The organism is Paenibacillus gyeongsangnamensis (assembly GCF_027533625.1).
GTDB classification, from domain to species: domain Bacteria; phylum Bacillota; class Bacilli; order Paenibacillales; family NBRC-103111; genus Paenibacillus_G; species Paenibacillus_G gyeongsangnamensis.
The window spans coordinates 264775-290267 of the sequence record NZ_JAQAGZ010000003.1 but is presented as its reverse complement, the minus strand read 5'-3'; the positions used below and the strand labels follow the sequence as shown (position 1 = coordinate 290267).

Annotated in this window: 24 protein-coding genes; 9 read left to right on the top strand and 15 right to left on the bottom strand. The window is 50.8% G+C overall.

Annotated elements, in window-relative coordinates; all coding sequences use genetic code 11:
- Positions 1-40 precede the first annotated feature (40 nt).
- The 5 genes from O9H85_RS06240 to O9H85_RS06220 form a co-directional block, all read right to left on the bottom strand.
- Entirely contained in the window at positions 41-1291 is a 1251-nt protein-coding gene (locus O9H85_RS06240; protein ID WP_269880421.1) for an MDR family MFS transporter, read from the bottom strand.
- Between the two features lie 184 nt (positions 1292-1475).
- The gene (locus O9H85_RS06235) at positions 1476-1697 is read right to left on the bottom strand and encodes a YuzB family protein (RefSeq protein ID WP_269880420.1); all 222 of its coding nucleotides are present in this window, start codon (positions 1695-1697) and stop codon (positions 1476-1478) included.
- 37 nt (positions 1698-1734) lie between these two features.
- A complete protein-coding gene (locus O9H85_RS06230; protein WP_269880419.1) occupies positions 1735-2037 on the bottom strand; it encodes a HesB/IscA family protein in 303 nt (100 codons plus the stop codon).
- A 77-nt stretch (positions 2038-2114) separates the two neighbouring features.
- Positions 2115-2897, bottom strand: a complete 783-nt coding sequence (locus O9H85_RS06225) for a pyridoxal-phosphate dependent enzyme (RefSeq protein ID WP_269880418.1) — start codon at positions 2895-2897, stop codon at positions 2115-2117.
- A complete protein-coding gene (locus O9H85_RS06220) occupies positions 2854-3369 on the bottom strand; it encodes a threonine synthase (protein WP_269880417.1) in 516 nt (171 codons plus the stop codon). Before O9H85_RS06220 ends, O9H85_RS06225 begins: the two co-directional genes overlap by 44 nt.
- A gap of 139 nt (positions 3370-3508) precedes the next feature.
- Here O9H85_RS06220 and O9H85_RS06215 point away from each other — a divergent pair, with 139 nt between their 5' ends.
- From O9H85_RS06215 to O9H85_RS06205, 3 genes are all read left to right on the top strand, one after another.
- The gene (locus O9H85_RS06215) at positions 3509-4414 is read left to right on the top strand and encodes a LysR family transcriptional regulator (RefSeq protein ID WP_269880416.1); all 906 of its coding nucleotides are present in this window, start codon (positions 3509-3511) and stop codon (positions 4412-4414) included.
- Positions 4415-4559: 145 nt separating this feature from the next.
- Positions 4560-4925, top strand: coding sequence for a winged helix-turn-helix transcriptional regulator (locus O9H85_RS06210; RefSeq protein WP_269880415.1), 366 nt, complete (start codon positions 4560-4562; stop codon positions 4923-4925).
- A gap of 29 nt (positions 4926-4954) precedes the next feature.
- On the top strand, positions 4955-6058 hold the full coding sequence (locus O9H85_RS06205) for an AI-2E family transporter (RefSeq protein WP_269880414.1): 1104 nt from the start codon (positions 4955-4957) through the stop codon (positions 6056-6058).
- 121 nt (positions 6059-6179) lie between these two features.
- Here O9H85_RS06205 and O9H85_RS06200 read toward each other — a convergent pair whose 3' ends face one another.
- The 6 genes from O9H85_RS06200 to O9H85_RS06175 all read right to left on the bottom strand — a co-directional run bounded on the left by O9H85_RS06200 (position 6180) and on the right by O9H85_RS06175 (position 11986).
- The gene (locus tag O9H85_RS06200) at positions 6180-6413 is read right to left on the bottom strand and encodes a YkvA family protein (protein ID WP_269880413.1); all 234 of its coding nucleotides are present in this window, start codon (positions 6411-6413) and stop codon (positions 6180-6182) included.
- 153 nt (positions 6414-6566) lie between these two features.
- On the bottom strand, positions 6567-7778 hold the full coding sequence (locus O9H85_RS06195) for a M14 family metallopeptidase (protein ID WP_269880412.1): 1212 nt from the start codon (positions 7776-7778) through the stop codon (positions 6567-6569).
- A 169-nt stretch (positions 7779-7947) separates the two neighbouring features.
- On the bottom strand, positions 7948-8757 hold the full coding sequence (racE, locus tag O9H85_RS06190) for a glutamate racemase (RefSeq protein WP_269880411.1): 810 nt from the start codon (positions 8755-8757) through the stop codon (positions 7948-7950).
- A gap of 149 nt (positions 8758-8906) precedes the next feature.
- Positions 8907-9965, bottom strand: coding sequence for a delta-lactam-biosynthetic de-N-acetylase (locus O9H85_RS06185; protein ID WP_269880410.1), 1059 nt, complete (start codon positions 9963-9965; stop codon positions 8907-8909).
- Positions 9966-10138: 173 nt separating this feature from the next.
- Complete coding sequence (melA, locus tag O9H85_RS06180) at positions 10139-11437, bottom strand: alpha-glucosidase/alpha-galactosidase (RefSeq protein ID WP_269880409.1); 1299 nt, start codon at positions 11435-11437, stop codon at positions 10139-10141.
- Positions 11438-11557: 120 nt separating this feature from the next.
- Positions 11558-11986 carry a disulfide oxidoreductase gene (locus O9H85_RS06175; RefSeq protein ID WP_269880408.1) on the bottom strand — a complete coding sequence of 143 codons (429 nt, stop codon included), beginning with the start codon at positions 11984-11986 and terminating at the stop codon, positions 11558-11560.
- Between the two features lie 80 nt (positions 11987-12066).
- Here O9H85_RS06175 and O9H85_RS06170 point away from each other — a divergent pair, with 80 nt between their 5' ends.
- Positions 12067-12927: an AraC family transcriptional regulator gene (locus tag O9H85_RS06170; protein WP_269880407.1), complete on the top strand. Its 861-nt coding sequence runs from the start codon at positions 12067-12069 to the stop codon at positions 12925-12927.
- 68 nt (positions 12928-12995) lie between these two features.
- Here the strand turns inward: O9H85_RS06170 and O9H85_RS06165 are convergent, their stop codons facing one another.
- The 3 genes from O9H85_RS06165 to O9H85_RS06155 all read right to left on the bottom strand — a co-directional run bounded on the left by O9H85_RS06165 (position 12996) and on the right by O9H85_RS06155 (position 16864).
- Positions 12996-14195 (bottom strand): glucose 1-dehydrogenase, encoded by a 1200-nt coding sequence (locus O9H85_RS06165; RefSeq protein ID WP_269880406.1) that lies wholly within the window; start codon positions 14193-14195, stop codon positions 12996-12998.
- Positions 14192-16231: a glycoside hydrolase family 15 protein gene (locus O9H85_RS06160; protein ID WP_269880405.1), complete on the bottom strand. Its 2040-nt coding sequence runs from the start codon at positions 16229-16231 to the stop codon at positions 14192-14194. Before O9H85_RS06160 ends, O9H85_RS06165 begins: the two co-directional genes overlap by 4 nt.
- Positions 16232-16426: 195 nt before the next feature.
- Positions 16427-16864, bottom strand: a complete 438-nt coding sequence (locus O9H85_RS06155; RefSeq protein ID WP_269880404.1) for a hypothetical protein — start codon at positions 16862-16864, stop codon at positions 16427-16429.
- 162 nt (positions 16865-17026) lie between these two features.
- On the opposite strand from O9H85_RS06155, the gene O9H85_RS06150 reads away from it, so the two are divergent.
- The 5 genes from O9H85_RS06150 to O9H85_RS06130 all read left to right on the top strand — a co-directional run bounded on the left by O9H85_RS06150 (position 17027) and on the right by O9H85_RS06130 (position 24918).
- Entirely contained in the window at positions 17027-17695 is a 669-nt protein-coding gene (locus tag O9H85_RS06150) for a helix-turn-helix domain-containing protein (RefSeq protein ID WP_409348111.1), read from the top strand.
- Between the two features lie 3427 nt (positions 17696-21122).
- On the top strand, positions 21123-21686 hold the full coding sequence (locus O9H85_RS06145) for an accessory gene regulator B family protein (protein WP_269880402.1): 564 nt from the start codon (positions 21123-21125) through the stop codon (positions 21684-21686).
- Positions 21676-21798, top strand: coding sequence for an AgrD family cyclic lactone autoinducer peptide (locus O9H85_RS06140; RefSeq protein WP_269880401.1), 123 nt, complete (start codon positions 21676-21678; stop codon positions 21796-21798). The genes O9H85_RS06145 and O9H85_RS06140 overlap by 11 nt, the downstream gene beginning before the upstream one ends.
- Before the next feature lie 75 nt (positions 21799-21873).
- Positions 21874-23682 carry a putative bifunctional diguanylate cyclase/phosphodiesterase gene (locus O9H85_RS06135; RefSeq protein WP_269880400.1) on the top strand — a complete coding sequence of 603 codons (1809 nt, stop codon included), beginning with the start codon at positions 21874-21876 and terminating at the stop codon, positions 23680-23682.
- Between the two features lie 87 nt (positions 23683-23769).
- On the top strand, positions 23770-24918 hold the full coding sequence (locus O9H85_RS06130) for a phosphodiester glycosidase family protein (RefSeq protein ID WP_269880399.1): 1149 nt from the start codon (positions 23770-23772) through the stop codon (positions 24916-24918).
- 174 nt (positions 24919-25092) lie between these two features.
- On the opposite strand, the gene O9H85_RS06125 is transcribed toward O9H85_RS06130, so the two are convergent.
- A complete protein-coding gene (locus tag O9H85_RS06125; protein ID WP_269880398.1) occupies positions 25093-25488 on the bottom strand; it encodes a YtxH domain-containing protein in 396 nt (131 codons plus the stop codon).
- Between the last annotated feature and the right edge of the window lie 5 nt (positions 25489-25493).

The window sequence follows — 25493 nt, the reverse complement described above, 5'->3', positions numbered from 1 at the left end:
AATAAAAGATTAGTCCCACCTAAGGAATGATACGAAACGATCATTTTTCACTATTTTTATGGGTCTTGTGGACTATTTTTGTCATTTCTTGGCCTTTCCAGTAAAAATAAGTACCGGAAAGCGTGACCGCAGCCATCAAAGAGAACAGCGTCTCGCCACTCCAACGGGCCAACATGTAACCTCCGATGAGCGGCCCGGCGAAATGTCCTATGCTGGAAAACGACTGCGCCCCGAAATAGGTGCCCCGCATCCCTTCCGGAGCCAAACGATCGATCAGCACATTGCCGGCGGGATAAGTTAAGATCTCGCCGATGGTGAAGAGGAACATCGAGATCATAAACGAGGTCCAGCCGCTCGACAGCGCGTACCCTACATCCCCCGCGGCAAACATGCAGCTTCCGACAGCAATCGCCGTCATCGGACCAAATTTCTCGAACAGCCGAGACAAAGGCACCTGCAAAATTACGACGGTTACGGCATTCAGACTCATAAGAAGAGCAAACAGCGCTGCGCCTTCCGTCACGCTTTTCTCCACATATTGCGATAGAGAAACGGTCATTTGCGAATAGCCTACGGCGCCGACGATCGCGCCTGCCGTGTAGAAACGGAATACTTTGTCCTTCACGATGACGCCACAAGCCGCCCGGACGGTGATGCCGCTGCGCTGCTCGCCTTCAATTCGGCGAATTCCGAACCACTGAAGCAGTACATAAAGCACAATCATATAGAACAAATAGATGCCCGACGTAATCATAAAAGGAAGCGAAGCCTGCATCGTGCCGAAGTAGGCCCCGACGAGCGGGCCGACCGCCACGCCTACGTTAATGGCGATATAGCGCAGCGAGAATACTTTCAGCCGCTTTGACTTCTCCGTCACGTCGGCCATCAGCGCCTGGGATACCGGCTCATAAAGCGAGCGGCATAAGCCGTTCAGCATATTGAGCAGCATGAATAGTATCGGGGCTTTAGCGATGGCAAATCCGCCGAAGACGACAACCCAGCCAAACAGCGCGATCAGCAAGATGCGCTTTCGGCCCAGCCGGTCGGACAAGGCGCCTCCGACAAAACCGCCTGCCGTGCCCGCAAGCGAGCCCAGTCCGACGATCGCACCGATGAGCAGAGGACTTAGCGCCGGGTCGCGTGACAAGTAAATCGCCAGGAAAGGCATGCTCATGGAGGATGCCGCGCGGGCGAGCACCGTGCCGATCAACAGAACGTGCACGATAGGGTGATATTCCTGTACGAACCGGGAGAGCCGGGCCGTACCGTTCTCTTTTATAGCTGCAAACAAGGGGCATACTCCTTTATTAACCTCTGGTAAATAGATACGTAGTTTTACAGTATACCGCATAATACGCGCTTTGAATAGAAGAAATAGCCAAAAAACGACAAAAAAGCTCTTTCGCCAGTGCGGAGCTTTGAACGAAAAGAACCCGAACGGCTCATCGTCCGTCGGGCTCTTTCCGGCAATTTCATTATTTAATATATTTGCTCGCTTTCTGGATCGCTTCGTCTTCCGTCACCCCGGTCACGTATCGGCCGTTCACATAGATGAAAGCGAACCTGGAGCAGGGACCGCAGTACGATTTGCAGCCTACCTTGATCTCCGCATCCGGAGCCAGCTTCTGGAGCTTGGGCAGCGCCGTCTTCATTCTCATATACTTGCATTTGTCGCAAATGCGAATATCGTTAGGCATTTCGGGTCTTTCCTTTCTAAAAGCGGAGGCGGCGGGTTTAGTGGTCGCCGTGATTGCCTTTGCTCGGATTCGTGACCGCGAAGCCCTCTTCCGGTACGTAGAAATAGTCGATACGAATGCCGTCCAAGAGAGGCTCGTCCTTCTGAAGAATGACGTCGATGCCGTTATCGGTGGAAACGACTTCGTCGTTCTCGGTAGGCGTATCCAGGTTCATGCCGTAGTGAGCGTGATCCCCGTGCTTATGCGTGACGAACACGCGGAGCTTGAGTTCTTTGTTTTCTTCCTGTTCCATCTCGGCCAAAATGACTTTCGCCGCATTGCGCGAAATTTTGCACTTCATTGATGACATCTCCCATTATGAGGTTTTCTCCATTGTATAGAAACCCCGCAAGGAAAGCAACTGATCTTGCCATTTCATCAGGCCAAGGCGCGGCAGACCGCATCCAGGGTAAGCGGAAGCGGCCCCCGGCGAAGCTCCTTTCCGTACAGCGCTTCGAGCATATCGGAATCCTTCAGAAGATGCCCGGTCAGCACACAAACCGCGGTGTCGCTGCGGCCTGCAAGCCCCCGGCTTGCCAGCTGCTTCAAACCGGCGAGACCGGCCGCCGACGCCGGCTCGCACCCGACGCCCGCCCGGTCGATCGTCCGTTTGGCCTCCATGATTTCCTCATCGGTCACCTGCAGCACGACGCCTCCGGTTCCCTGAACGGCATAGCTCAGCGCCTTGCGCCAGCTCGGCGGATTCCCGATATTCAGCGCCGTAGCCTTCGTGTCCGGTTTCGGCTCCGGGACAAGACGATCCTGCGAATTCGATACCATTCGGTAGAAGGGTGCCGCTCCCTCCGCTTGGACGACGGCAATGCGTGGCTTCGTCCCGATCAAGCCAATCGCGTGCAGCTCATGAACGGCTTTGCCAATGGCTGTTGCATGACTCAGCGCCCCGCCCGGCACCACGATCCAATCCGGAAGCTGCCAATTCAGCGAATGGGCCAGCTCGAAGAGAATGCTCTTCTGACCCTCGATACGGAACGGATTGATCGAATTGCAGACGAAGAGGCCGAGCGCTTCCGCATGCTCCTCACTGAAACGGACGCCGTCGTCGTAGGTTCCTTTGATGGGATGAACGATCCCGCCGTACGCAAGCGTCTGCAGTACCTTATTCGGCGCTACCGAACGACCGGGCAAAAAAACGTGCGCCACGCCGCCGGCTGCCGCCGCATACATCGCCAGGGAGGATGCCGTATTGCCGGTGGAAGCAGGTAAACCTCGTATACCCCATCGCCTTGCCGTACGATACCGCGGCCGTCATCCCGTTGTCCTTGAACGATCCGCTCGGATTGCCGCTCTGCGCCTTGAACCAGAGCTTCCGTACCCCGACCGATTGCTCCAGCCCAGAAGCCGCCCGGAATAATGCCGTATTGCCCTCGAATCGGGTCACCAGCGCCTCCAGCGGCAGTTCCGGAGCGATCAGCTCCTTATAGCGCCATACCCCGCTGGCGTACGGCGTTATCCGCTCGCTGAGCCGGGCTTGGAACAGCTCCCTTAGCCGCTCCCCGTCCAGCGCCTCAAGATCCTGCATTACATCCAGAAGTCCGCCGCACCGGCAGAGGAACGGATTGACAATCTCCTTTTCTGTCCACTTGGTCCCGCAATCCACACACCTGAATTTCATTTTTGTCTCCCGCCCTTCTTGTATTCCAATGCCTGATGAATATAGAATAGGAGGAAATCGTCCATAAATCTAATATATTATATATTCTATATCATAAATTTTATTGATGATTCATCTATTTGAACGGAGGGGGAGCTTTATGAATTTGCATGCGTTAAGGCTGTTTTATACTGTCGCGCAGGCCGGCAGCGTCACGCGCGCCGCAGAGGAGCTGCTGATCAGCCAGCCGGCTGTGACGGCCCAAATCCGCAATCTGGAGAAAGAGCTCGGACTTCCCCTATTCGAGACGCAGGGACGCGGGATCCGCTTGAGCGCCGCCGGAGACGTGCTGCAGGCTTATGCGGAGCGTTTGTTCTCATTGGAAGCCCGGATGGAGCAGGCCATGGCGGATTACCGTACGGGGACGGCCGGACGCTTGCGGCTTACGGCCACCTCCCTCCCCGCCGGACGGCTGCTCCCCCGCTGGATGGCCGAATTCAAGACGCGGCATCCGGCGCTGGAGCTTGTCCTGGATACGGCGGGGTCCGCCGAAGCCGTCGAACGGCTCCTCCGCCATGAAGCGGACATCGCCTTCATCGGCGGCGGATCGCCGCTGCCTTCGGAGATCGCGCAGGAGGTGCTGTTCGAGGACCCGTTCCTCTTCATCGTCCCCGCCGGCCATCCCTTCGCGGGCGCTACGGTCACGATGGACCGGATGCTTACCATCCCTTTTGTCATGAGGGAGCAGGGCAGCTCCGCCCGGGAAATGCTGTTTGCGTACTGCCGCACGAAAGGGATGGCGCCTCCCCGGGTCGGACTGGAATTCAACGGCATGAATGAAACGATCCGTGCCGTCGCGGCGGGCTATGGCGCAGCCCTGATGTCCACTCTCGAGGCGGTGGACTATTTGATGCGCGGCGAAGTGGCCCGGGTGGATGTGGCAGATGTGAGGTTCTCCCATCCGATCCGCATTTGCACGCTGGCTGAAGGACCGCTCGGGCCCGCTGCAGCGCCGTTTCTTTCGTTCGTCAGGGAACAGAAGCCGCTTCTCGGGGCGAACGGATGAGCTATCGGGAGACGAAGGCAGGGGTTCGCTACTTTTTTTGATATTATGCTAAAAATTATATATACTTACCTAGAAGTAACTTTCTTCTTGGCAAGACTCCGTTTCTTGCCCTATCCCAATATTGCATACGAAAGGATGACCGGTTATGTCTATGCTGGAAAGCGAACAAACGAAACTGCAGGAAACGAACAATTACGTACCCAAACAGCCAAGCCACATCGAGTGCTCCATTGAGAAAGCGCTGGACGTCATCGGCGGCAAATGGTCTTTTCTTGTGATTCGCGAGCTGTTCAACGGAACCAAACGGTTCGGTGAGCTGCAGCGCACCATCTCCAGCGTCAGTCCCAAATCGTTGACCGATACGCTTCGCCACCTGGAGGAGAACGGCGTGCTTGAGCGCACCGCATACCCTACGGTGCCGGTTACCGTAGAGTACAAGCTGACCCCCAAAGGCGATGATTTGCACCAAATGATCAAAGCAATGAAGCTGTGGGCCGCCAAATGGTATTAACCCGCTAAACCCGTCACTCGAGGTGAGATATGCTTTCTTTTTACCGCAAGTATTACAAGACGGTCTTCGATATCGCCCTGCTCGTGCTGACCGTTTACTTGTTCATGCTGCTCTTCAGCTATTTATACCGGATCGCCACGCCGATCTTTCTCGCATTCATCATCTACATGCTGCTGGAGCCGCTGGCCCGATTCTTTCACCGCAGAGGCATGAAGAAATCGATTGCTTCCGCACTGGCAACCCTTTTGTTCATTCTCTTGATCCTGGGGGCAATTACGGGCATCAGTGTCGTCTTCACGTCACAGATCCTCAGCCTGAAGGACAAGCTGCCCGATTATGCGGTTATCCTTGAACGGGAGATTCTAAAACATACGGACCAGCTGCAGAATCATCTGCCTGTCGATATATTGGACCAGGCGAAGCAGTACACGACGGAGATCGCCACCAAAGCGACACAGATCATGCGCAGCTTCTTGACGTCCACCTTCGCGGCCATTACCTCCGTCTCCACCTTCGTCGTCAATTTCGTGATCGGACTGATCCTTGCCTACTTCTTAAGCATCGAAATTGAATCGTGGAAGAAAATCGCGGAGACGAAAACGCCGAAGACGTTCAAGAAAGCGTTCCAATTTCTCCGGGAGAACGTGCTCAAGGGCATCGTCATGTACATCAAAGCACAGGCAAAGCTCATTAGCTTAACCTTTGCCGTGATCTTCCTGTCGCTGCTGATCCTGAATGTGAAGAACGCCTTCTCCATCGCCCTGCTGTCCGCGGCGTTCGACGTGCTTCCGCTTCTCGGCGTATCGACGCTCTTCATCCCATGGATCATATACTTGCTTGTGGTCGGACAGACCACGCTGGGCATCTGGCTGTCCGTCGTGTTGGTCGTCGTCATCGGCGTCAGACAGATCATGGAGCCCAAGATTACCGGCGATTCGCTGGGCGTCTCAGCCTTCACGATGCTGTCCTTCATGATCATCTCTCTCTCGATCTTCGGGGTAGCAGGACTGATCTTGTCCCCGGTGCTCATCATTCTGATCAAAGCGCTCTACGAGCAGGGGTATTTGCAAAAATGGATCCGTATGCCCGCCGAAGAATATGATCAGGAGCATTCCGATCCGCTGCAGCCGTAAAATAAACCGTCCGTTTTGTCCATTTAGCCTTTCTTAATAAAAACAGCCAAGAGCACCTTTCCTTAGGAAGGCGCTCTTGGTTTATTCCATTTATGTTAATCGCGATCCGCCGACCGCCCGGTTATACGCCGAATTTCCGCTCCGCTCTTGCCGTAAACCAGTTCATCAGCAGCAGCGTGACGGCGATGTCGTCGATGGGTATGAACGGCATGACATCCGGTATCACCCAGTAGACGAGCGCGGGGATCGCGAACAGCAGCTTCTCGTGCAGCGGTACCCGCGGAGAGCGCAGTAAAGGGATGATCCGGCGGAATACATGCCCCCAGCGGCGAAGCGACAGCCATTTAGTCCACATGGAAAGTCTCTCCTTCCGTCTTTGGCTCCAGGATCGGAGCCTTCCTTCCTTTCAGTATACACGATTTATTAACCGATTCCGAACGGGGATAAAAACAAAAAACGGCTTATTCGGACGCCATGCCTCCGAATAAGCCGTTCCTTTCTTCACGGGTCAAGTACAAGCCGCTTGCAGCCCCTCCAGCAGCAGGACGGATACGTCCTCGTACATGGACCGGAATTGGTCCAGCGGCAGCGGATTGACCCCGAAGCCCGCCTCGATGGTGAAGCCCGGCCGGCGGAACGTCTCGATGAACCAATCCTTGTACCCCGCGTCGCTGTCCGTCAGCTCGACTGCACGATAGCCGCTGACCTTCGCCAATTGCCCTGCGATAATTTCAGACTCCTCCGGCTCGAAGCCGCGGTAATTCCAATACACCTCGCGTCCCTGCGTATGAAGCGCCATAACGAGGCGGAAGTCCCGGCTGCGCGTAAATGCGGCCATCGCCGCCGACTCCGGCTCCGACAACGGGTGCGTACCTCCGTAGTCCCGCGGACCGGGACCTTTCACCGCCCGCCGGGCCCGCTCCAGCTCCCAACCGGCCGGGAACTGATCATTCAAGTCTACGCCGCGAGCATTCGCCTTCCAGCTGGAAAAATCAAAGGAACCGTGATTCCATTCGAGCAAACTCGCATACAGCGGATGTGCGGGACTGATGCCCTGCTGGACAAGCTCCACACCGTCCGGATTCACCATGGGGACAATCCATAGGGAGCAAGCTTCCAGCAGCGGCCTCACCGGTCTCTCCCTCATCTCTCCTCCGGAAGCGAATGTGCCGGCGAGCTCCTCCAGGAACTTCATCAACAGCAGGCTTGTAATCCATTCGTTAGCATGAAAAGAAGCATTATAATGAACCTCCCGCACTCCAGTACCCAGTCGAACAACCGGAATCACTCGTCCTTGCACGCTCTCTCCGATGGAATCCGTTTCGAGGAAAGGATACGTCCGTCCGAGGGAAGCCAGGTCCTCCTGAAGCTCCTCGTATCCGTAAGGACGAAGCGGACTCCCGATGGAAAGACCGCGGCTGATCGGCAGTACAACAGGTTGTCCGATCCGGAGCCGGCGCGGATCCGCTTCCGGATTGGCTGCCTGTAAATCCATAGGGTCGATGTTGAAGCGGCGGGCCAACTCGGCGAACGTATCTCCGGCTTGAATGAAATAACGGTTTACCGGCAGAACGGGCAAAAAGATCTGCTGACCGGGGTATACGTAGCCCGGCTCCTGCAGCTGCGGATTGGCGCTGTAAATGGCCTTTACGTTCATGCCATATCGCCGCGCAATCCGGTGCAGCGTATCGCCGGGCTGTACCATGTAGGTAAACGTCATGCCGCACTCCTCCTAGACATCACAGCTCTGACCAGGATAAACGCGCTGGTCCTTGTCTTACAAGGACCAGCGCGTTTATCAAGGTTGATGTGAAGCTATAAGCCTTCGAAAACTTATAAATTCTTATCAACCGAAGAAAGTCAGGTTCGCTAATGTCTATGCCGGGCGGCTATATTATATTCGGCACCTGCCAAACGACAGGCGTTACCTTGATCTGCTCGCCCAGCCACGATTGCGCGATCTGCTTGAACATCCAAGGATCTCCGCTGCAAAAAAATTGGTGCACCGGATAGTTCGAGCTCGTTGCGAGCATGCCTTTATGATATAGAATCGTGCTGATTTCCCGCGCCGTCTCATCCGCGGAGCTGATCAAGGTGACCCCCGGCCCCATGACATCTCCGATAATATCGGATAAGTAAGGATAATGCGTGCAGCCCAGAATCAGGCAATCCATCGGCACCTGCCGCAGCGGCTCAAGCGACGACGCCACCACATGCCGGGTATGATCCGACCGGAACATGCCCCTCTCCACCAGCGGCACGAAACGGGGGCAAGCCAGGCTCATCACTTGAATTTGCGGCGAGATTTGCCGGAGCGCGACTTCGTAGGCCCGGCTGTAAATGGTGCCTTCCGTACCGATGACGCCGACAACGTGGTTGCGGGTCGTTTTGATGGCAGCGCGCGCGCCGGGATGTATGACGCCGACGACCGGCACGGATAATCGGGACCGTATTTCCTCCATCGCAACAGCCGTAGCGGTATTGCAGGCGATGACGATCATCTTGGGCTGGAATTGGAGAAGATAATCTACGATCTGATGTGTGAACCGGATGACTTCCTCGGCCGACCGCGGTCCGTAAGGCGTCCGCGCCGTATCGCCGAAATAAATGATCTTCTCCTGCGGCAGCTGCCGCATGACTTCTTTGGCGACCGTCAGTCCTCCGACCCCGGAATCCAGTATGGCTATCGCTTGCTGCACGTTCTATTCGCTTCCTTTATCTTTGGTATGGTTGAAACGATCGGTGCTACCTATAATTTATGAATGCAGTAGAAAAAAGGGAACAGTGGAACTCCGCCGTTTACGCATCATTTCATCTTAACAGATCGTTCGGCGATTGCAAGCCTGTCTTATTTCGGCGGCTCGATATCGCTTAGCAATGCAAACTCATATCCGGCCTTCTTGACCGCTTTGATGATCCTGTCGAGCGCCTCGATATTTTCCGGCGAGCCCTGGTGCATCAGAATGATATTGCCGTCATGCAGATTATTCATAATATCGTTATACGGATCCTCTGCGCCGTTCTTGCGCGGCTCCCAGTCTCTCATCGCCGTCGACCAGAAGACGGAGGTATAACCCATATCGGATACCAGCTTCAAGATATGAGTATTGTAGCGGCCGTACGGAAAGCGGAAATAAGGCTGCATCTCTTGACCTGTTACATCCTTATACAGCTTCGCGTAATCCTCGATCTCCCCCCGGATTTGCTCGTCCGTTTGGAGGTTCATGTCGGTATGCGTCATCGTATGATTGGCGACCAAATGTCCGTCGGCGACCAGCTGCCTCACGAAATCGGGATCTTTCTTGACATTGTAGCCCGCGATGAAGAAATTCGCTTTCACACCGTTGTCCTTCAGCGATTTGATCAGCGTCTTCGTATCACCGAGCGGACCTCCCGTATCGATGGTCAGATATACCTTCTTGCCCGTGCCGACCCAGAGCGCCTTCATATCGGGAGTGAATTTTTTCGTTTCCGGCGGGAAGTTCGGAACCTTCCCCTTCGACTGCTTCATGTAGTACCAAGACAGCTCTTTGCGGTCACCCTGGCCCTGCGCCGGCGGCGGAGCCGCTTTCGTCACGGCGGAGCCGGCCGGATTCTTGGGAGCGACGGCGGCTTGTCCGTTCGCCTCCGGCTGACCCTGGCTGTAGACCGTTGCCGCTGCCGATTCGGACGGGGCCTTCGGCTTCTCTTTCGCCGCTTTCGGAGGAGCGGCCGGCGGCTCGGGTGCGCTCACCGCTGCAGCCGGCGGCTGCTCGGACGGAGCGGGAGACGGAGCCGTAACCGATGCCGCAGGCGCAGGCGCGGAAGCTTGTCCGGACTGCATGGGCTGCTGCTCTTTGGAGCAGGCGGACAGAGATAGCAGAGCCATAGCGGCGGCGACGATGACGGCTGAGGTATTCTTCTTCATGGCAACTCTCCTTCGGTATGAGCAAGCCGGAAGCGCGCAAGCGAATTGATGTTCGTGTATATTTTACCAAGCGCCACATGATCTGGCAATGACGGAAGGCTGATGATCCGCTTATCAGAGTATCGGCACATAAAACGAAAAAACGGCCTCGAAAGGCCGTTTCATCAGATGTTTTAATTGAATTTCGGCAGCCAGTCGCCGTGCGCCTCGATCAAGTCGTCGCAGAGCGCGACAATATCGTCGATCGACAGCTCGGCGGATGTGTGCGGGTCCAGCAGCGCCGCGTGGTAAATGTGCTCCTTCTTCCGGGTAATCGCCGCTTCCAGCGTCAGCAGCTGCGTGTTGATGTTCGTGCGGTTCAGCGCGGCGAGCTGCGGAGGCAGGTCGCCTACATAAGTCGGCGTTACGCCGCTTGCGTCCACCAGGCACGGCACCTCCACGCAGGCTTCCTTCGGAAGGTTCGTGATCAGGCCGGTGTTCATGACATTGCCGCCGATCTTGAACGGCTTGTTCGTCTCCATTGCCTCGAAGATGAACGAGGCATACTCGCTGCTTCGCTTGTGCTCCAGGCTCTTGTTGTTAACAAGCTCCTCGCGCATCGTTTTCCATTTCTCGATTTGGCGAATGCAGCGTCTTGGATATTCGTCGAGCGGAATGTTGAACCGTTCGATCAGCTCTGGATAATTGCGCTTGATGAAATAGGGCAAATATTCCGCATTATGCTCCGAGGACTCCGTCACGTAATAGCCGAAACGGAACATCATTTCATAACGGACCATATCCTTGTGGATTTCCTTCTGCTTCTCCTTCGCCCGGCGCTTGATCTCCGGATAAAGGTCCTCGCCGTCCTTGGTCACTTCCAGCAGCCACGCCATGTGGTTAATGCCCGCGATTTTTGTCTGAACTCCGGCCGTCTCCATGCCGAGGGATTTGAACAGATGCGGCATGCACCCCTGCACGCTGTGGCACAGACCCACCGTCTTGACGCCGCCGTAGGTGATCATCGCATTGGTCAATACCGCCATCGGGTTCGTATAGTTCAGGAACCAGGCATCCGGACACACCTCTTGAATATCGTTCGCGAAATCGAGCATCACCGGAATCGTGCGGAGGTTCCGGAAAATGCCCCCGATGCCGAGCGTATCGGCAATCGTTTGCCGCAAGCCGTACTTTTTCGGAATTTCAAAGTCCGTGATCGTACAAGGATCATAACCGCCCACCTGAATCGCATTCACCACGAATTTGGCGCCGCGAAGCGCTTCCTTGCGGTCCGTATACGCTTTCACTTTACAGCCGCTGCCCAGCGACGCCTTCAGGTTGTTCAGCATGTTCTCGGAGTCCTTCAGCCGCTCCAGGTCGATATCGAACAAAGCGAGCTCGAACTCCTGCAGCGCCGGCGTCATCATCGTATCGCCAAGCACGTTCTTCGCAAACACGGTACTTCCTGCACCCAGAAAAGTAATTTTAGACATGAATCCACAGCCTCCCAGCGGTTAGGATATGTAATGGCTTTCCTTGTCTTGAATATACTCCTAACGGCTGGAAATGCATATGGATACAACCCATTTGTATATGGACGAATGTAGTTTCTTTTATTTCCGATCCGCCGCCCAGCAGAAGGCTTGCAGCACTGTAATCACGACGAATGCCGTCAGCGCGAGGAAAGGAATCGTAATAAAACCGAGCCAATTGATATAGTCCACATCGCACGGAACGGGTCCGCAGGCGGCCCCTGCGCTTTTGAACAGGTCGGTCTTCTCCATCAAATAGTGATAAAGCGAGATGCCCGCTCCCCATATGCTCATTGGCAGGACGTAATGGTAGATTTGACGTTCCTTGCGAATGGCGGCGATGGCCAGTATAATCACGAGTGGGTACATCAGGATGCGCTGATACCAGCACAGCTTGCAGGGCAAGTAATGCAGAATTTCCGAGAAATACAGACTGCCCAGTGTAGCGATGAGCGCCACTGCCCAGGACATTTGCACGCCGTTCTCGCGGATAAACGGTTTCCAAGACATAGGAGACTTCCCTTCCCTAATAAGATACTTACAAAATCATAGCTAGTACCATCATATCAGAACCTTCGGAGGTACACCATATGTCTCAAGCGGTCCATTCCGTCGCCTTCAACCCAATTCCGGGCCGGGGGGAGCTTGCCGTACTGTTCAGCGGACACGCGCAAACAAAACCCCTGCACAAAGTGGGGCCGCAGGTGCTCGACTATCATTTGATTCACTATGTGACGTCCGGAAAAGGGTCGTTCCGCTGCATGGCCAAGGACTATCGGCTGGGGCCCGGCAACAGCTTCGTCATTTTCCCCGGCGAGCTCGTCAGCTACGCTTCCGACGAAAAGTCTCCCTGGGCTTACCGCTGGATCGGGTTCAAGGGCGCGCGGGCGGACGAGTACTTGAGCGCCCTCGGGTTATCGCCGAACCATCCGGTGACCGATTCCAAGCATCCGCGCAGGCTGCGCACCTTGTTCCATCTCGCCGAGCGTTCCCTTCAGACGGGCGGCGCGGGCTCCGATTTGGAATCGGAGAGCTACCTGCGTCTTATTTTCGCGGAATATGCCAAGGACCGGTTCGTCGAAGCCCTCCCCCAAGAGGACGCTTCCGTGATCCAGCAGCAGGTGGAGCAGGCGATCCGCTGGCTGACGCTCCAATACTATCAGCCGATCTCCATCGAACAGATGGCCCAGAGCCTCGGCTACCACCGTACCCATTTATCCAAAATGTTCAAGCAGCACACCGGCATGTCGCCGATGCATTTTTTGCTCAAAATCCGCATGGAGCGCGCCAAGCTCCTCCTTCAGGAACCGCTCACGATCGAGCAGGTCGCCTCGTCCGTCGGCTTCGCCGATCCGCTCTACTTCTCGAAGCAGTTCAAAAAATGGTTCGGCCGCTCCCCGTCGGATTACCGCCAAGACCAACAGGCGAACCCTTACGATTGCCAGGCGTAAGCCGATCGGCAGGCCGTAATATAGAAAACAAACAGGCTCTCATCCGAAGAGAGAGCCTGCTCTTTTTTCTATACCGAAAAGCTGTAAGATACATCCCCGCTGCCAGGCGCTGCAGCCGCTTCCCACTCCGTTAGGGGAACGACATCGACCACCGCCTTAATCGCGATCTTTCCGAAATCCAGCTTCGTTACCTCTTCCATCGTAAACCGTTCCGTAACAAGCCGGCCGAGCAGCCCCGGGAACTGCTTCTCCATCTGCTGCAGCCGGTACAGTCCCGTCTCGAAATCCCGCCGCGATGCATTAACCGAGCCGAGCACGCACTTATTTTCCAGCACGAGCTCCTGGTTGATCATGTCCGAGGATACCTTGATGCTCCGGTTGCCGGGTGTTACGCCCAGCAGCGCCAGCACGCCGTTCGGCCCCAAGGCCGTCATCGCTTCGAAAGCCAGCGGGCTGTAGCCCGTGCACTCGAAGATGAGATCGGCCCGCTTGCCGCTTCGCTCCAAAAATGCGCCGAGCGTCTCCGGCTTCCCCCCGTCGCCGGCAACGGTATCCGCCTGCCGGTACGAGGCTCCGCAGGCTGAAACCAGCTCCGCCGCGAGCGATTCCGCCGGCGACTTGGACCATACCACGGTGTCCAGGCCGAGACACCGGCAGGTGAAGGCCGCCAGCAGCCCTAGCGGCCCGGAGCCGAGCACCACGGCTGTCTTCGGCTGCCAGATCAGCCGCTGCTGGACGCGCTGCACCTCATCCCAAACCTTCTCGACGATGCTCTGCGGCTCGGCCAGCATGCCGAACTGCAGACTCGCCGAGGGCACCTTGATGAGGTACCGCGCCTCCTCCACATAGTACTCTGACAAGTAACCGTTCGCACCTTTGATGCCGCGCTCGGTAAACTGTCCGGTCTCGCAAAAATCCTGCTGTCCGTTCCGGCAACCCGTGCAGCCCGGCTCGCTGCACGGCCTCCGGACCAGCGCAGTGACGAGATCGCCCGGCGCAAGCCCTGTCGCCGGGTCGGCCTCCTCCACCACGCCGAGCGACTCGTGCCCTATCGTAATCGCGTCCTCGCCTTCCGGCGGCATGCCGTACGCGCCGCTCATAATCTCGCGGTCCGTTCCGTCAAGCCCGATGCAGAGCACGCGGACGAGCACGTCGTGCGACCCATGACGCTTCGGCTTGTCCACCTCCGCCAGTTCCAGCTTCTTGGCTTTCGCCTGCACCCCGGGACCGCCGCCTGCGGCCAAACCCGTTACACGCACCGCCTTCACACCGGTTCACCCGCCTTTTTCAGCAAAACGGTATCGCTGACATCTTCCTTGCTCTTCTCTTTATGCCGGAACAACTTCAGCTTCGTAATATATTCCTGCGCCACCTTCAGGTAAGTGGCATGGGACCACGTCAGGGGCGACACCGACATCGGCTCCCCGCTGAACGGGTGCACCTGCTCCGCCAATACTCCGGATGGCAGAGCATGCCGTGCCGTCCAGCGCAGCAAGTCAGCCGCTTCCTTCAAATCCTCTTCCTGCTTGGCCATCTCAATGACCCATTCCGCATACCATAGCGTGCAGATGAACCAAGGATTGCCGGGCACCCGGCCTACTTCCTGCGTCACCTGGTGGTAATAGTCGTTCGTATATCGCGCCAGGCCGCCGATCTCAGTCTGCACCCACAACCTCTCCCGAATCGCCTTCATCGTATTTACGACCCGTGGGTCGTCCGCCGGAAACAGACCGAAGTCAAAGACCGCATACATGCTGGCATCCAGCGTCCAATCGGGTTCATATGTATTTTTGTCGCGGTTCCAGTACAAGGACCGGATGAAACGCTGCTCCCGCTCCGAATACATCGACTGCTCCACCGCGAGCTTCACCCGGGCGGCCTTGTCCCGGTACAGCTCTTTCCGCAGTTTGTCGCCAAAATGCTCCGCAAACCCCGCGGCGGCCATCAAGCCTGCATATACGCTGGATACCGTGAACAAATGAACGCCGTATCTTTCTTCCCACAAGTCGTAAGACGGCAGCGGCAATCCGGAAGCATCGAGATAACGTGACATGAAATCCGCAGCAGGAACGACAAACCGGTCGTAATCCTCCCTCGCTTCCTCCAAAGTATGACCGAGCTGGTGATGATGCCATAACGCGTAGACGACGAGAGCCGTTTCGTCCTCTTGAATGGCCAGCTGCTTCTCGCCCTGGGCACCCACCCAAGGATGCCAGCTTGAGCCAACGGAGCCGTCGGGATTGTATTTGTGCAGCAAATACCCGTCCTCGGTAAGCGCCTTTTTGCAGAATTGAAAAAACTTCCCGGTGAGCGTATAATACCCCGACCGGTCCATGGCGTGCATGATCAACGCTCCGTCTCGCGGCCACATGTACGAATACGTATCTCTGGCAAACTTCATAATATCGGAATCGTTGGCCGCGATGACGGCACCCCGGTTATCCATATTGGTGCGTACGATAAGCAGGCTCCGTTTATAAAAGGAGGCCAGCTCCTCCTCCAGCAGTCCCAGCTCATGGCGGTCCTGCGCAAGCCACTGCCGCCAGTAGTCGAAAGTGCGCTGGAGCAAGGCATTCGGGCCGGCACTGCGGACCGTTCGCTCCAGCTTCCCGATACTTTGGCGGTCACGGCCGAAGCAGATCCAGAAAAAGGCCGTCTTGCTTCCGCGAGCCGGAACCTTCAGTTCCAATTCGATCGTACCGTCCACCGATCCCTGTGCGATGGGGTTGCCTCCAAGCTGTCCGTCTTCCGCATCGCGCCACGTTCCCTCCAGCCGGTTCATTTCCTTCTGCCCGGTAGCGTAACCCGACGGATAAGGCTTCTTACGGTCCTCGGCAAAGCACGTCAGCGACATATACCGGTGCCCCTTGTAGAATACCAGCGAGCTCAGATCCGGATCGTAATACACTGTGTCTCCTACGCCGTTGCCGTACAAATGCAGATCCAAATGAAAATACAGCTTTACCGTCCGTTCGCGGTCAAACGTATTCTCGATCGTCACTTTGCGCAGAAAAACATCCTCGTGCGCATCCACCCCATCCCTAAGCTGCAGCTTGAGCCCCAGGCGCTCGTGCGTACAATCGACATTCGTCACCATCGAGTCGTTCAAATACCCCGACTTCTTCTTCAACTCCGGATGATCGATCCAAAAGAAATCCTCGGCCGTCCATACCCCAAAATGCGATAAGTGATCCAGCGCCTGATTCTCCTGTCCTACATACGGATAGTAAATATCCCTCACATTATACTCGGAATCGAAATTGATCAGCACATTGCCGTTGCCGATCGGCAAATCTCTCGCCATGCTTCACCACCCCTTTCACTACCTACTTTCCCCAGCGATGGAATAAAAATATGCATGAACGAAAAAACGTTCGCCACGATTGGAATTTTATGGTACAATAAAAGAGCTGCTCCGATCCTTTTTCTTAAAGCACAAAAAGACTGACCGAAGGGCCAGCCTCTCGTATTACATTTCTTTGCAGGTCGAAATTGATGATTATTTCCGTTTCCTGCCGTGCTTCACCAGCGTCATGCGGCGCGAGTGCCGAAGCCAGGAATAATAAGCTTTCAGGTCGCGAAGCTGAATGTCTTCCGATACCCTGCCAAGGAAGGTGACGATGATCATTTTATGAAGAGGATTGCCCGCAATGTCGACCTCTTCCTTCAATTCGAGAAATTCCGCAACCATGACCAGGTCGTCATCTATTAAATAAACGTCCTTCTCGTTTGCGTAATAAGGCTGGATCTTATTGGATTTCAGCTTCTCCCATAGAAAGGAGCAAATGTGCTCGATTCCTCCCTGATCGCTAGTTACCCGTTCGTCCCAGCGGCTTAACGCATGACTGGTGATCACGATGTCGGCGACTTTATACCCGTTGAACTCAATATAAAAAGGTTCATAGGTACTCCATCGATTCATAATTTTATCCTTCATCATTTCTCCCCCTCATGCGGCCGGTATAGGATGCTACTTCTAATGTAGTATTGATACTACATAGAGTCAATAGCTACATTTGGAATATTAATGTTTTTTTATAAAATGTATTTTCTTTCATCGTTTTGTCATTTACAATAGCAATAGAAAGGAGTGAACGGCTTGGCTCAACCTATTTCGAATTTCGGCAAATTTCTCGAAAGTCTCCGCGGATCGATGTCCCTGCGAGAGGCAGCCAGAAAGAGCGGCTTATCTCACGCTTACATACGAGACCTGGAGCTTGAACGGAACCGCTCCACCAATGACAAGATTACGCCATCTCCGGACACGTTAAAGAAGTTGTCCGCCGCTTATGGCTACCCTTATACCGAATTAATGATCAAGGCAGGGCACTTAATGAGCGGGGATATCGTCCCTGCGGCTTCCTTCACGGACGTGAGCATTGAACTTACCAACGTTTATTTTATCGAAATCGGTGCGAAGGAAATCACTTATCACCTCGAGGGAAACAAGCTTCTGCGAAGCATCGATTCCCTGATTGATTTCAGCACCTTTCTGGACAAGCTGGAGGAAAACGAATTTAAGAAAATGGACACGGACCTTTATGTCAATTTCAATCAGGTCCGCAGATATGATGACAAGCGAGGCCGCTTGTATTTCGACGAGATGGGTAAAGGCGTTAGCGTTACGATCTCGGCCATCCGTCAACGCAAATATCACGACCTGCTGATTCGCAAAGCGGCGGTCAATACGAACAAAAGTCTGGAGTTCAGCTTCGGCCGTTCGACAGGGGCCTCATCCGCTTTATCCGGACCGGAGAATAATCTTTAGCCGTAACATATCCGGCAGCTAGAATATTACAGAATGATAGATGGGGATTAGTTATGGAGATGATCTTGTTTTATGGGACAGCGTATGTATTGATTTGGGCGTCTATATTAACGCTTGGTTTGTCGTTATTCCGCTTCCCAATAATAAAATATGCAGGGGCCACCATCATTTCAACCCTCTTGCTAACCTTCGCGTCTACTTTCATTCAGTCCTTAAAAAACGTATATTTAATTATAACCGTTCAGCCTGTATGTGTGATTCTTTGCTACGGGCTTATTTTCCGTTTTCAATGGAAGCACAGCATCTTTATTACAGTCCTATCCTACTCCATCAATATCCTAAATGAGTTTTTGATGAACTTGATTGTATCTTCCTTTAATTTGGAACAAGTGCTCATCTGGATGAACGGCGATGATCAAATGTCCGTAGCACTTATGATAAGTCTGTTCGATTTTTTGCTATGCTTCGTATTGGTAAATTATCGGATCGGTTTTTCATTCATTTCTGCAACCAAGAGAGCCCGCTTCGAATTTGACAAAATACATAAACACACAGGCCTGCTATTGCTTCTGCTCTTATTATTTTGGGTTGTATCTGTTTATTTCATGTTTAACATTCAGAGAACTTATGTTTGGATCATGCTTATCATTTCGGCCCTGCTCGCTATGTTGATGTACTTGTCTTATCGGAAGGAAATATCGGAGTAATAGAGGGGTGTGATTAGAGCTTCGTTTCCTAGTTCTTCATGTCATGCTTCTCATATTTCAGGCGGGTAGCCTTCCCGGGTTCTAGCATATTCCGAATGGTTACTGCAAATAAAGTTTTTGCATGAAATCTTGCGCATATTCAAGCTATTTTACATACTAGATGATCACAAGGGACAGGATGAAGTTGGATTATTTTTTAATTTTTTTAAGTGCTTTCTTAGGCATGTGGCCTTCGATGTTTATTTTATCTCTAATCAGTTTTCGTAAAAAATAAATGGGAATATCACTACGATCGTAACTTCTTCGTTTGTGATGTCCTTAGTGAGTTTACTTCTGCAAACTTTACCTATTCAATATGCCATTACAATCTTACAGCCTATTTTTTTTTACTTTATGTTTGTTTCTTTTATTTAGGTTCGGTTTCTTTTATTCTTTATTAACTTCAGTATTTATATATATATTCGCCATATTGGTTGAAGTAGTAGTTACATTAATTATTAGTAAATTAGTAATTTTAGCTTGAACAAGTTTATTGTGATTTCACAGAATGAATTTGTATCGCCGGCATTAATCATAGCAACAGTAAACTATCTGCTTTCCTTTGTTTTGTACAAATATCGCTTAGGTTTTTCATTCATTCCGGCTCACTCAAAAAAGGGAATCCAAGCGCCATTCACTAAACATTGGATTTATTTAATAATATTTGGTTATATGCTTGTCTTCGGGTCTTGCCTAGCATTATTTCACTGGAGTCAGTTGATGATTATCATTCTGGCTCTTATAGGCATTTTGTTTGTTTTTCTAGTCCATATTTTTATTACTAAAGATCTAGAAGCTGTGTAGCTCCGTTGCTTTGAGAACTATCACAGAATACTTTACTGACTCAAGTCATCAGCTCAAATTATTAAAATTCGAGTTATACAGAGGTGAAAGAATTACAAGAAATAACGTAGATCACAGTAAATCATATAGGAGGAATAATGAAATATTTTTATATTTTTATAACCTTATTATTCATATTTTGGCCATCTTATTTTCTTTTCACATTATCATTATTTCGTCAAAAAAAAGGGGCTAATACACGAAACATAATTATGAGCTCCATTGTGATGGCACATGTTTCATTAGCTATTCAATTCTTTTCCATACAATACATGATTAGTTTAGTTCAATTATTTGCTATCGTGTTATGCATGTGTTTAATTTATAAATTTAGGTTATCTCATTCCATCCTCATTTCTGTAATTGTCTACACTTTTCAATTTATCCTTGAGATTAGCTATACATTCCTTCTTACAAGATTTCAAATTGATCAGTTCTTGAAATCAATTCAAGAGAATGTGATTTTACCTGCAATTTCTATGGCTGGAATTAATTTATTAATCTGCTTACTTCTACATAATTTTAGATTAGGTTTTACTTTTATACCTGTTTACAGATCAGTCCGAAAGAAAAGTTCAAATGTTCAACTAAATTTATTTGTTGTTTTTGCAGTGTTTTTAAATATTATCAGTTGTTTGAACTTGAATATTTATCAGAAGTATGTGATTGAAAATGCTGCAATCATGTCCATTCTTCTTCTTTTTATTTTTTATTTTCTCTCAAAGAAAGAATTAATGGACACCTAGAACAAAGATGATTCTCTTGCCAAATTTTAAACAAAAAACAATGACTCTCTATTTATGTTTTAATGTAAGCAATTAAAAGGTGAAAATAACGTTATACTTTCTTTGATAAAATCATCGTTAATATATAAGCCGAAGAAAAGTGGTATTAATTGTCAACTATCGACTTCAACATATTAACTAATCTAAATCCCAATAGTACAGTCTCGATTAGATTTATTGCATAATTCAAAATTCGACATTTTTTTCTTGTGCCCGTAACCAAAGTATATTAAGATAAAAATGAACTTAGGCTATAATTAATATTATTAACATCAGGAAAAAGTAAACTTGTTTTTATATGCCACTTTAATACTATATACATAGACCTATAGTAATAATAATATTATAATGAATTAGGTGATTATATGCTTATGGCATTTGTAATCAAGGTATTCTTTTCCTCTATTGAATTATCCACAATGATAATCCTTTCCTTAACGATGTTCAGATTTCAATTTTCCTATAACTACCACAAAATTTATAGTATCGCTTTATTGATGTCTCTCGTTTCCTTTACATTCAGAGACATTATTAATTTGACAGATTTTTTGATAATCCCTGTCCTTTCTATAGAAATAATACTGATTATGTTGGTATATAAATTACCTTTTTTTTATTCTTTGCTGATATGTATCACGGGATATGTAGCAAGTGGCGTCATTGAATTAGCCATATTTTGGATAGGGAAAGAACTACATATTATAAAAGCAAATCAGGACACAAGCTCCTTAACATTCATTACTTGTATTCAGATTTCTACAACTCTGCTCACTTGTCTATTGATATATTTGCTTCAAAGAAGAAAAATAGGGTTTCTTTTTAAATCCAAAAACCTTGCTAACAGTACAGCTTTAAAAGGATATAATTTTTTATTATCAGCTATTCTGGTAGTGAGTGTTATCTTACTTGAATTGATACTTATGTCTCTAAACCAGAAATCTGTTAGTTTTGTATTTACAATTCTTATTACTATTATATTTTTGCTAGGTATCTACATCGCATACAAACATAATCGAAAAATTATTAATGACACTTATGTGAGGCCGGTAAAGGATGAACTTGATCGATCATTACGCAATGAAAACAGCAAAAGCAATACGAAAACATTATCCTGAAGCTGCATCAGAGAAAATATTATTCTATGCTTTAAGTCTGAGTTTTAATACGTTGCTTGCATTTTTCACTGCTTTATTTGTTTGTTACCTTACGGATCACTTATTCTATGGCATAATATCAATTGTTTGTTTTGTGGGTCTCCGTTATCTTAGTGGAGGCGTACATCTTCATTCTTCATTAGCTTGTTGTATTTTCACAATTATCTTAATAATTAGTTCATCTCACATAACCTTCAATTATCATGTTTACGGTATTTTCATGGATATGTTTAGCCTCATTATCATGATTTTAAAGTCACCTCAAGGGCTTCAAAATGTAAGTAGAATAAATACTAAATATTATCCTTTACTTAAAATTAGTTGTGTGGCTTTTGTAAGTATTAATTTCTTTGCTCAATCCCCTATGCTATCGACAATATTTCTTACTCAATCCATTACACTAACCAATACTGCCTATAAATTGGTACATATTTTTGAAAGGAGGTGGCTAAATGAAAATTAATTTTTTTAAATTCCTAAATACTTCTTTAATGGTAATTGCTTCTGTTTTTGTGTTTACTAATTCAGTAATTTTTAACCGCCCTGAAACTCCTGCTGAGCTTCTTAAAAAGTAATACATATCCAAACACTGGCTGCCGAGCCATGGCTCCGGCAGCCATATCTCTTTTCATGTGGAGTTGAAAACGGTTATGCAGAAAATTCCCGTAACTAGAGACGGAAAGAGAGGCTCGGAAGTGCTTGTGATTGATGCCAGCGATGTCGTCAAGATCGACCGCATTCGAAACCGTGAAGTCTTGATTCATACTCAAAATGAGCAATTCTACTTGGACTTTTCATTCGACAATTTGGAAGAATGGTTATTTGAGGACGGGTTTCGCCTGCTTGACAGCGCCAATATCGTAAATATGAATCATGTGCAGGAGTATGATGCCAAGAAAGGTCTGATCTATCTCTCCTCCGATCACCGGAAGCATGCGAAGACGGCTTCAGCCGCCCTGCTGCACCGGGAGCATGTAGAGAATGCGATTCAATTGATCAAGGCGGCCGACCGTTCCTCCAGCGAACATAATCCTCAGCTCCATGATGAGCTGTTTAATAAAATCATTAACGAAACGAACGATTACCAGCTCCTGCGTTCTTATGCTACGATTCGCGCGATGAACGAACGCAGGCGGGCGGAAGAGCAAATCGTACATATGGCTTACCACGATTCGCTAACGAATTTGCCTAACCGTCTATTGTTCGACGAGAAGCTGAAGCTTTGTTTTGAGCAGGCGGAACGTACGGGGGGCATGCTAGCCATCCTGTTCTTCGACCTGGACCGGTTCAAGGTCATAAACGACACGCTCGGCCATCATATCGGGGATCAGCTCCTTCAGAATTTAGCGCAGAAGCTGAGGGTGTATGTCAAAGACAAAGATGTTGTCGCCCGCTTCGGCGGCGATGAATTTATTATTTTGCTTACCGATCTTGCGCACATTGACGAGGCGGCACAATTCGCCAAAGGCATTCCTGAATTGCTCAAGGACCCGTTCTTGATCGAAGACCAGGAGCTGTTCGTCACGGCGAGCATCGGAATCAGCGTGTACCCGAACGATGGTCTGGTGCCGGATATATTGCTGAAGAATGCGGACATTGCGATGTATCGATCTAAAGAAAAAGGTGGGAATTCATATCATTACTATCATCCGGAAATGAACAAGCGGTCTCTGCATCGTCTCAATCTGGAGATACATTTACGCAAAGCGTTAGAGCGCAATGAGTTCGTCATTTACTACCAGCCTATCGTTGATTTGCGCCAAGGAACTGTGTTCGGGATGGAAGCGCTGGTGCGCTGGCAGCATCCGGAATGGGGCTTAGTATCGCCTGGGGAATTTATTCCTCTCGCCGAAGAGACGGGATTGATTGTGCCTATTGGAAACTGGGTGCTTAAAGAAGCCTGCATTCAGACGAAAGCCTGGCAGAAGAAAGGCTACCCTTCCCTCGTCGTATCCGTGAATATCTCGGCGATTCAATTCCACCAAATCCATTTCGTCCAAATCGTAATGAATGCGCTCGAGGAATCCGGATTGTCCCCCGATCAGTTATGTCTTGAAATCACGGAGAACGTTGCGATGAACAATGTGCCTTATATCATTGAAACAATGCAGAGAATCAAGGCGCTCGGCGTGCGGATCTCAATCGACGACTTCGGAACGGGCTATTCCTCTCTAAGCTACTTGAAGCGATTCCGGGTGAATACGCTGAAGATCGATCAATCCTTTATCCGGGACCTCACCTGTGACGAGGACAATGCGGCCATCGTCACGGCCTTGATCGCTATGTCGCACCGGCTGAAGATCAAATCGCTGGCCGAGGGCGTAGAAACGAAGGAGCAGCTGGATTTCCTCATGTCCCAGGGCTGCGACAAAATTCAAGGCTTCGTATTCAGCAAGCCGATACCTGCGGCCGATTTTGAGCTGATGATTCAAAAGAATAAACAGCTATATTTGGTTTAATTTAGAAAAAAGTCTGCCAAAGTGCAACTTTTTTCTTTTTTTTTCGTTAATAGATTGATAAAGATCACTTTGAAGGGATTGAATCGATTGTCTGCGAATTTATCAAGCCGTCCTCAGGTTCAAACCGCTTCGAAGCCGAAACGCAAGCCGGCGGCCAAGAGCAAAAAGCGCCGTTCCTCCTTCGGGGTAACCCTATTCTTCTATACGGTGTTCGTGCTGCTCATATTCGGCACGTTCTTCAGCGGGTGGTTTTTCCTGACTGAATCCGGCTCCAACCTGCGGTTTATGCTGGCCGATACGTTAATCGCAACGCAGCATCGGGATTGGGCCAAATATTTGATCGGCAGCGACGAGCTCGAGAAGCGTGTCAACAGCTATTGGGCGCAGTTCGATCGTTACGCGGAGGTTAAGGATAAGCCGATTGTGCATGTCGAAAGCAAACCCGTCGTAGCTCAGCCTGAAGTAAGGAAGCCTCCGGTTGAGGTCGAGCCGATCTCCGGCAACAATTTTAAAGGATATCTCCTATCCGTGCATGATCCGAAGATGCTCCGCATCGCCGTACCCGGTAAGGTCGGCAAGGGTGAGAAGGTCAGCTCTATGGTGCAACGTCTCGGCGCCGTCGCAGGCGTGAACGCCGGCGGCTTCGTCGATCCGGAATGGATGGGCAACGGCTTTCAGCCGACCGGACTCGTAATGTCGGGCGGCAAGCTGTTTTACAATGACGGCGGCATGAATACGCCGAACCATATGGTCGGGATCGATAAGGACGGCCGAATGGTGGCAGGGAAGTATACGCCAAATGAATTAATTAAGATGGGTGTTCAGGATGCGGTCACGTTTGCGCCGAAATTTATCGTGAACGGCGTCGGGATGATCAAGAATCAAGCCGACGGCTGGGGCATCGCTCCACGGACATGCATGGCCCAGAAGGAAGACGGCACGATCATGTTCGCCATCATTGACGGCCGGCAGCCGGGGTACAGCATCGGCGCTACCTTGTACGATATTCAGAAAATTTTCCTGGAGCATGGAGCCGTGACGGCGGCCAATCTGGACGGAGGCTCGTCCACCGTGCTTGTGAAGGATAACAAGATCGTCAACAAGCCCTCCAGCGAATATGGCGAACGCTATTTGCCTACGGCTTGGCTCGTATTTGACGATCCGAAGAAGGCCGATCAGATCAAGAACATCTGGGAAGGACTCGATCCCAGCAAAATCGATCCATCCAAGTGGTAATCACGAAACTCGCCCGCACCAGGATAAACGCGCTAGTCCTTGTCTTACATTGACTAGCGCGTTTATCAAGTTTGATGCGAAGCTATAAGCCCACGAAAACTTATAAATTTTTATCAAATGCAAAAAACCATCGGAACGCGGATTCGATCCGTCACGATGGTTTTAATTTATAATTTATTCCTTATCCGCCGTCGTTGCCGCGACCGATGCTTCTGCAGACTTAACCTCCTCAGTCCCGGCATCCCCTTTCTCTTTGCCCCAGCTCTTGACTTCCTGACTTACGGAAAGGACGGCATCCTTCGCTTTGCCGGCCCATTCGGAGGTTTGCTTCCCGATGGTTTGAGCGGCGGCTTGCGTTTTTTCGCTGACATTGGATACGAGCTGCTTCGATTTTTCCGCCACATCACCTGCTACACGCTGGGTTGTTTCGCTTACGCGGCTGGCGCCGTCAGCGATATCCGCGCGCAGCTCCTTACCGGATTTCGGCGCGAAGAGCAGCGCCGTCGCCGCTCCGAGCAAACTGCCGATCAGTGCCCCTACGAAGAGATCCTTGCTTTTGTTGTTTGCCATGCTGT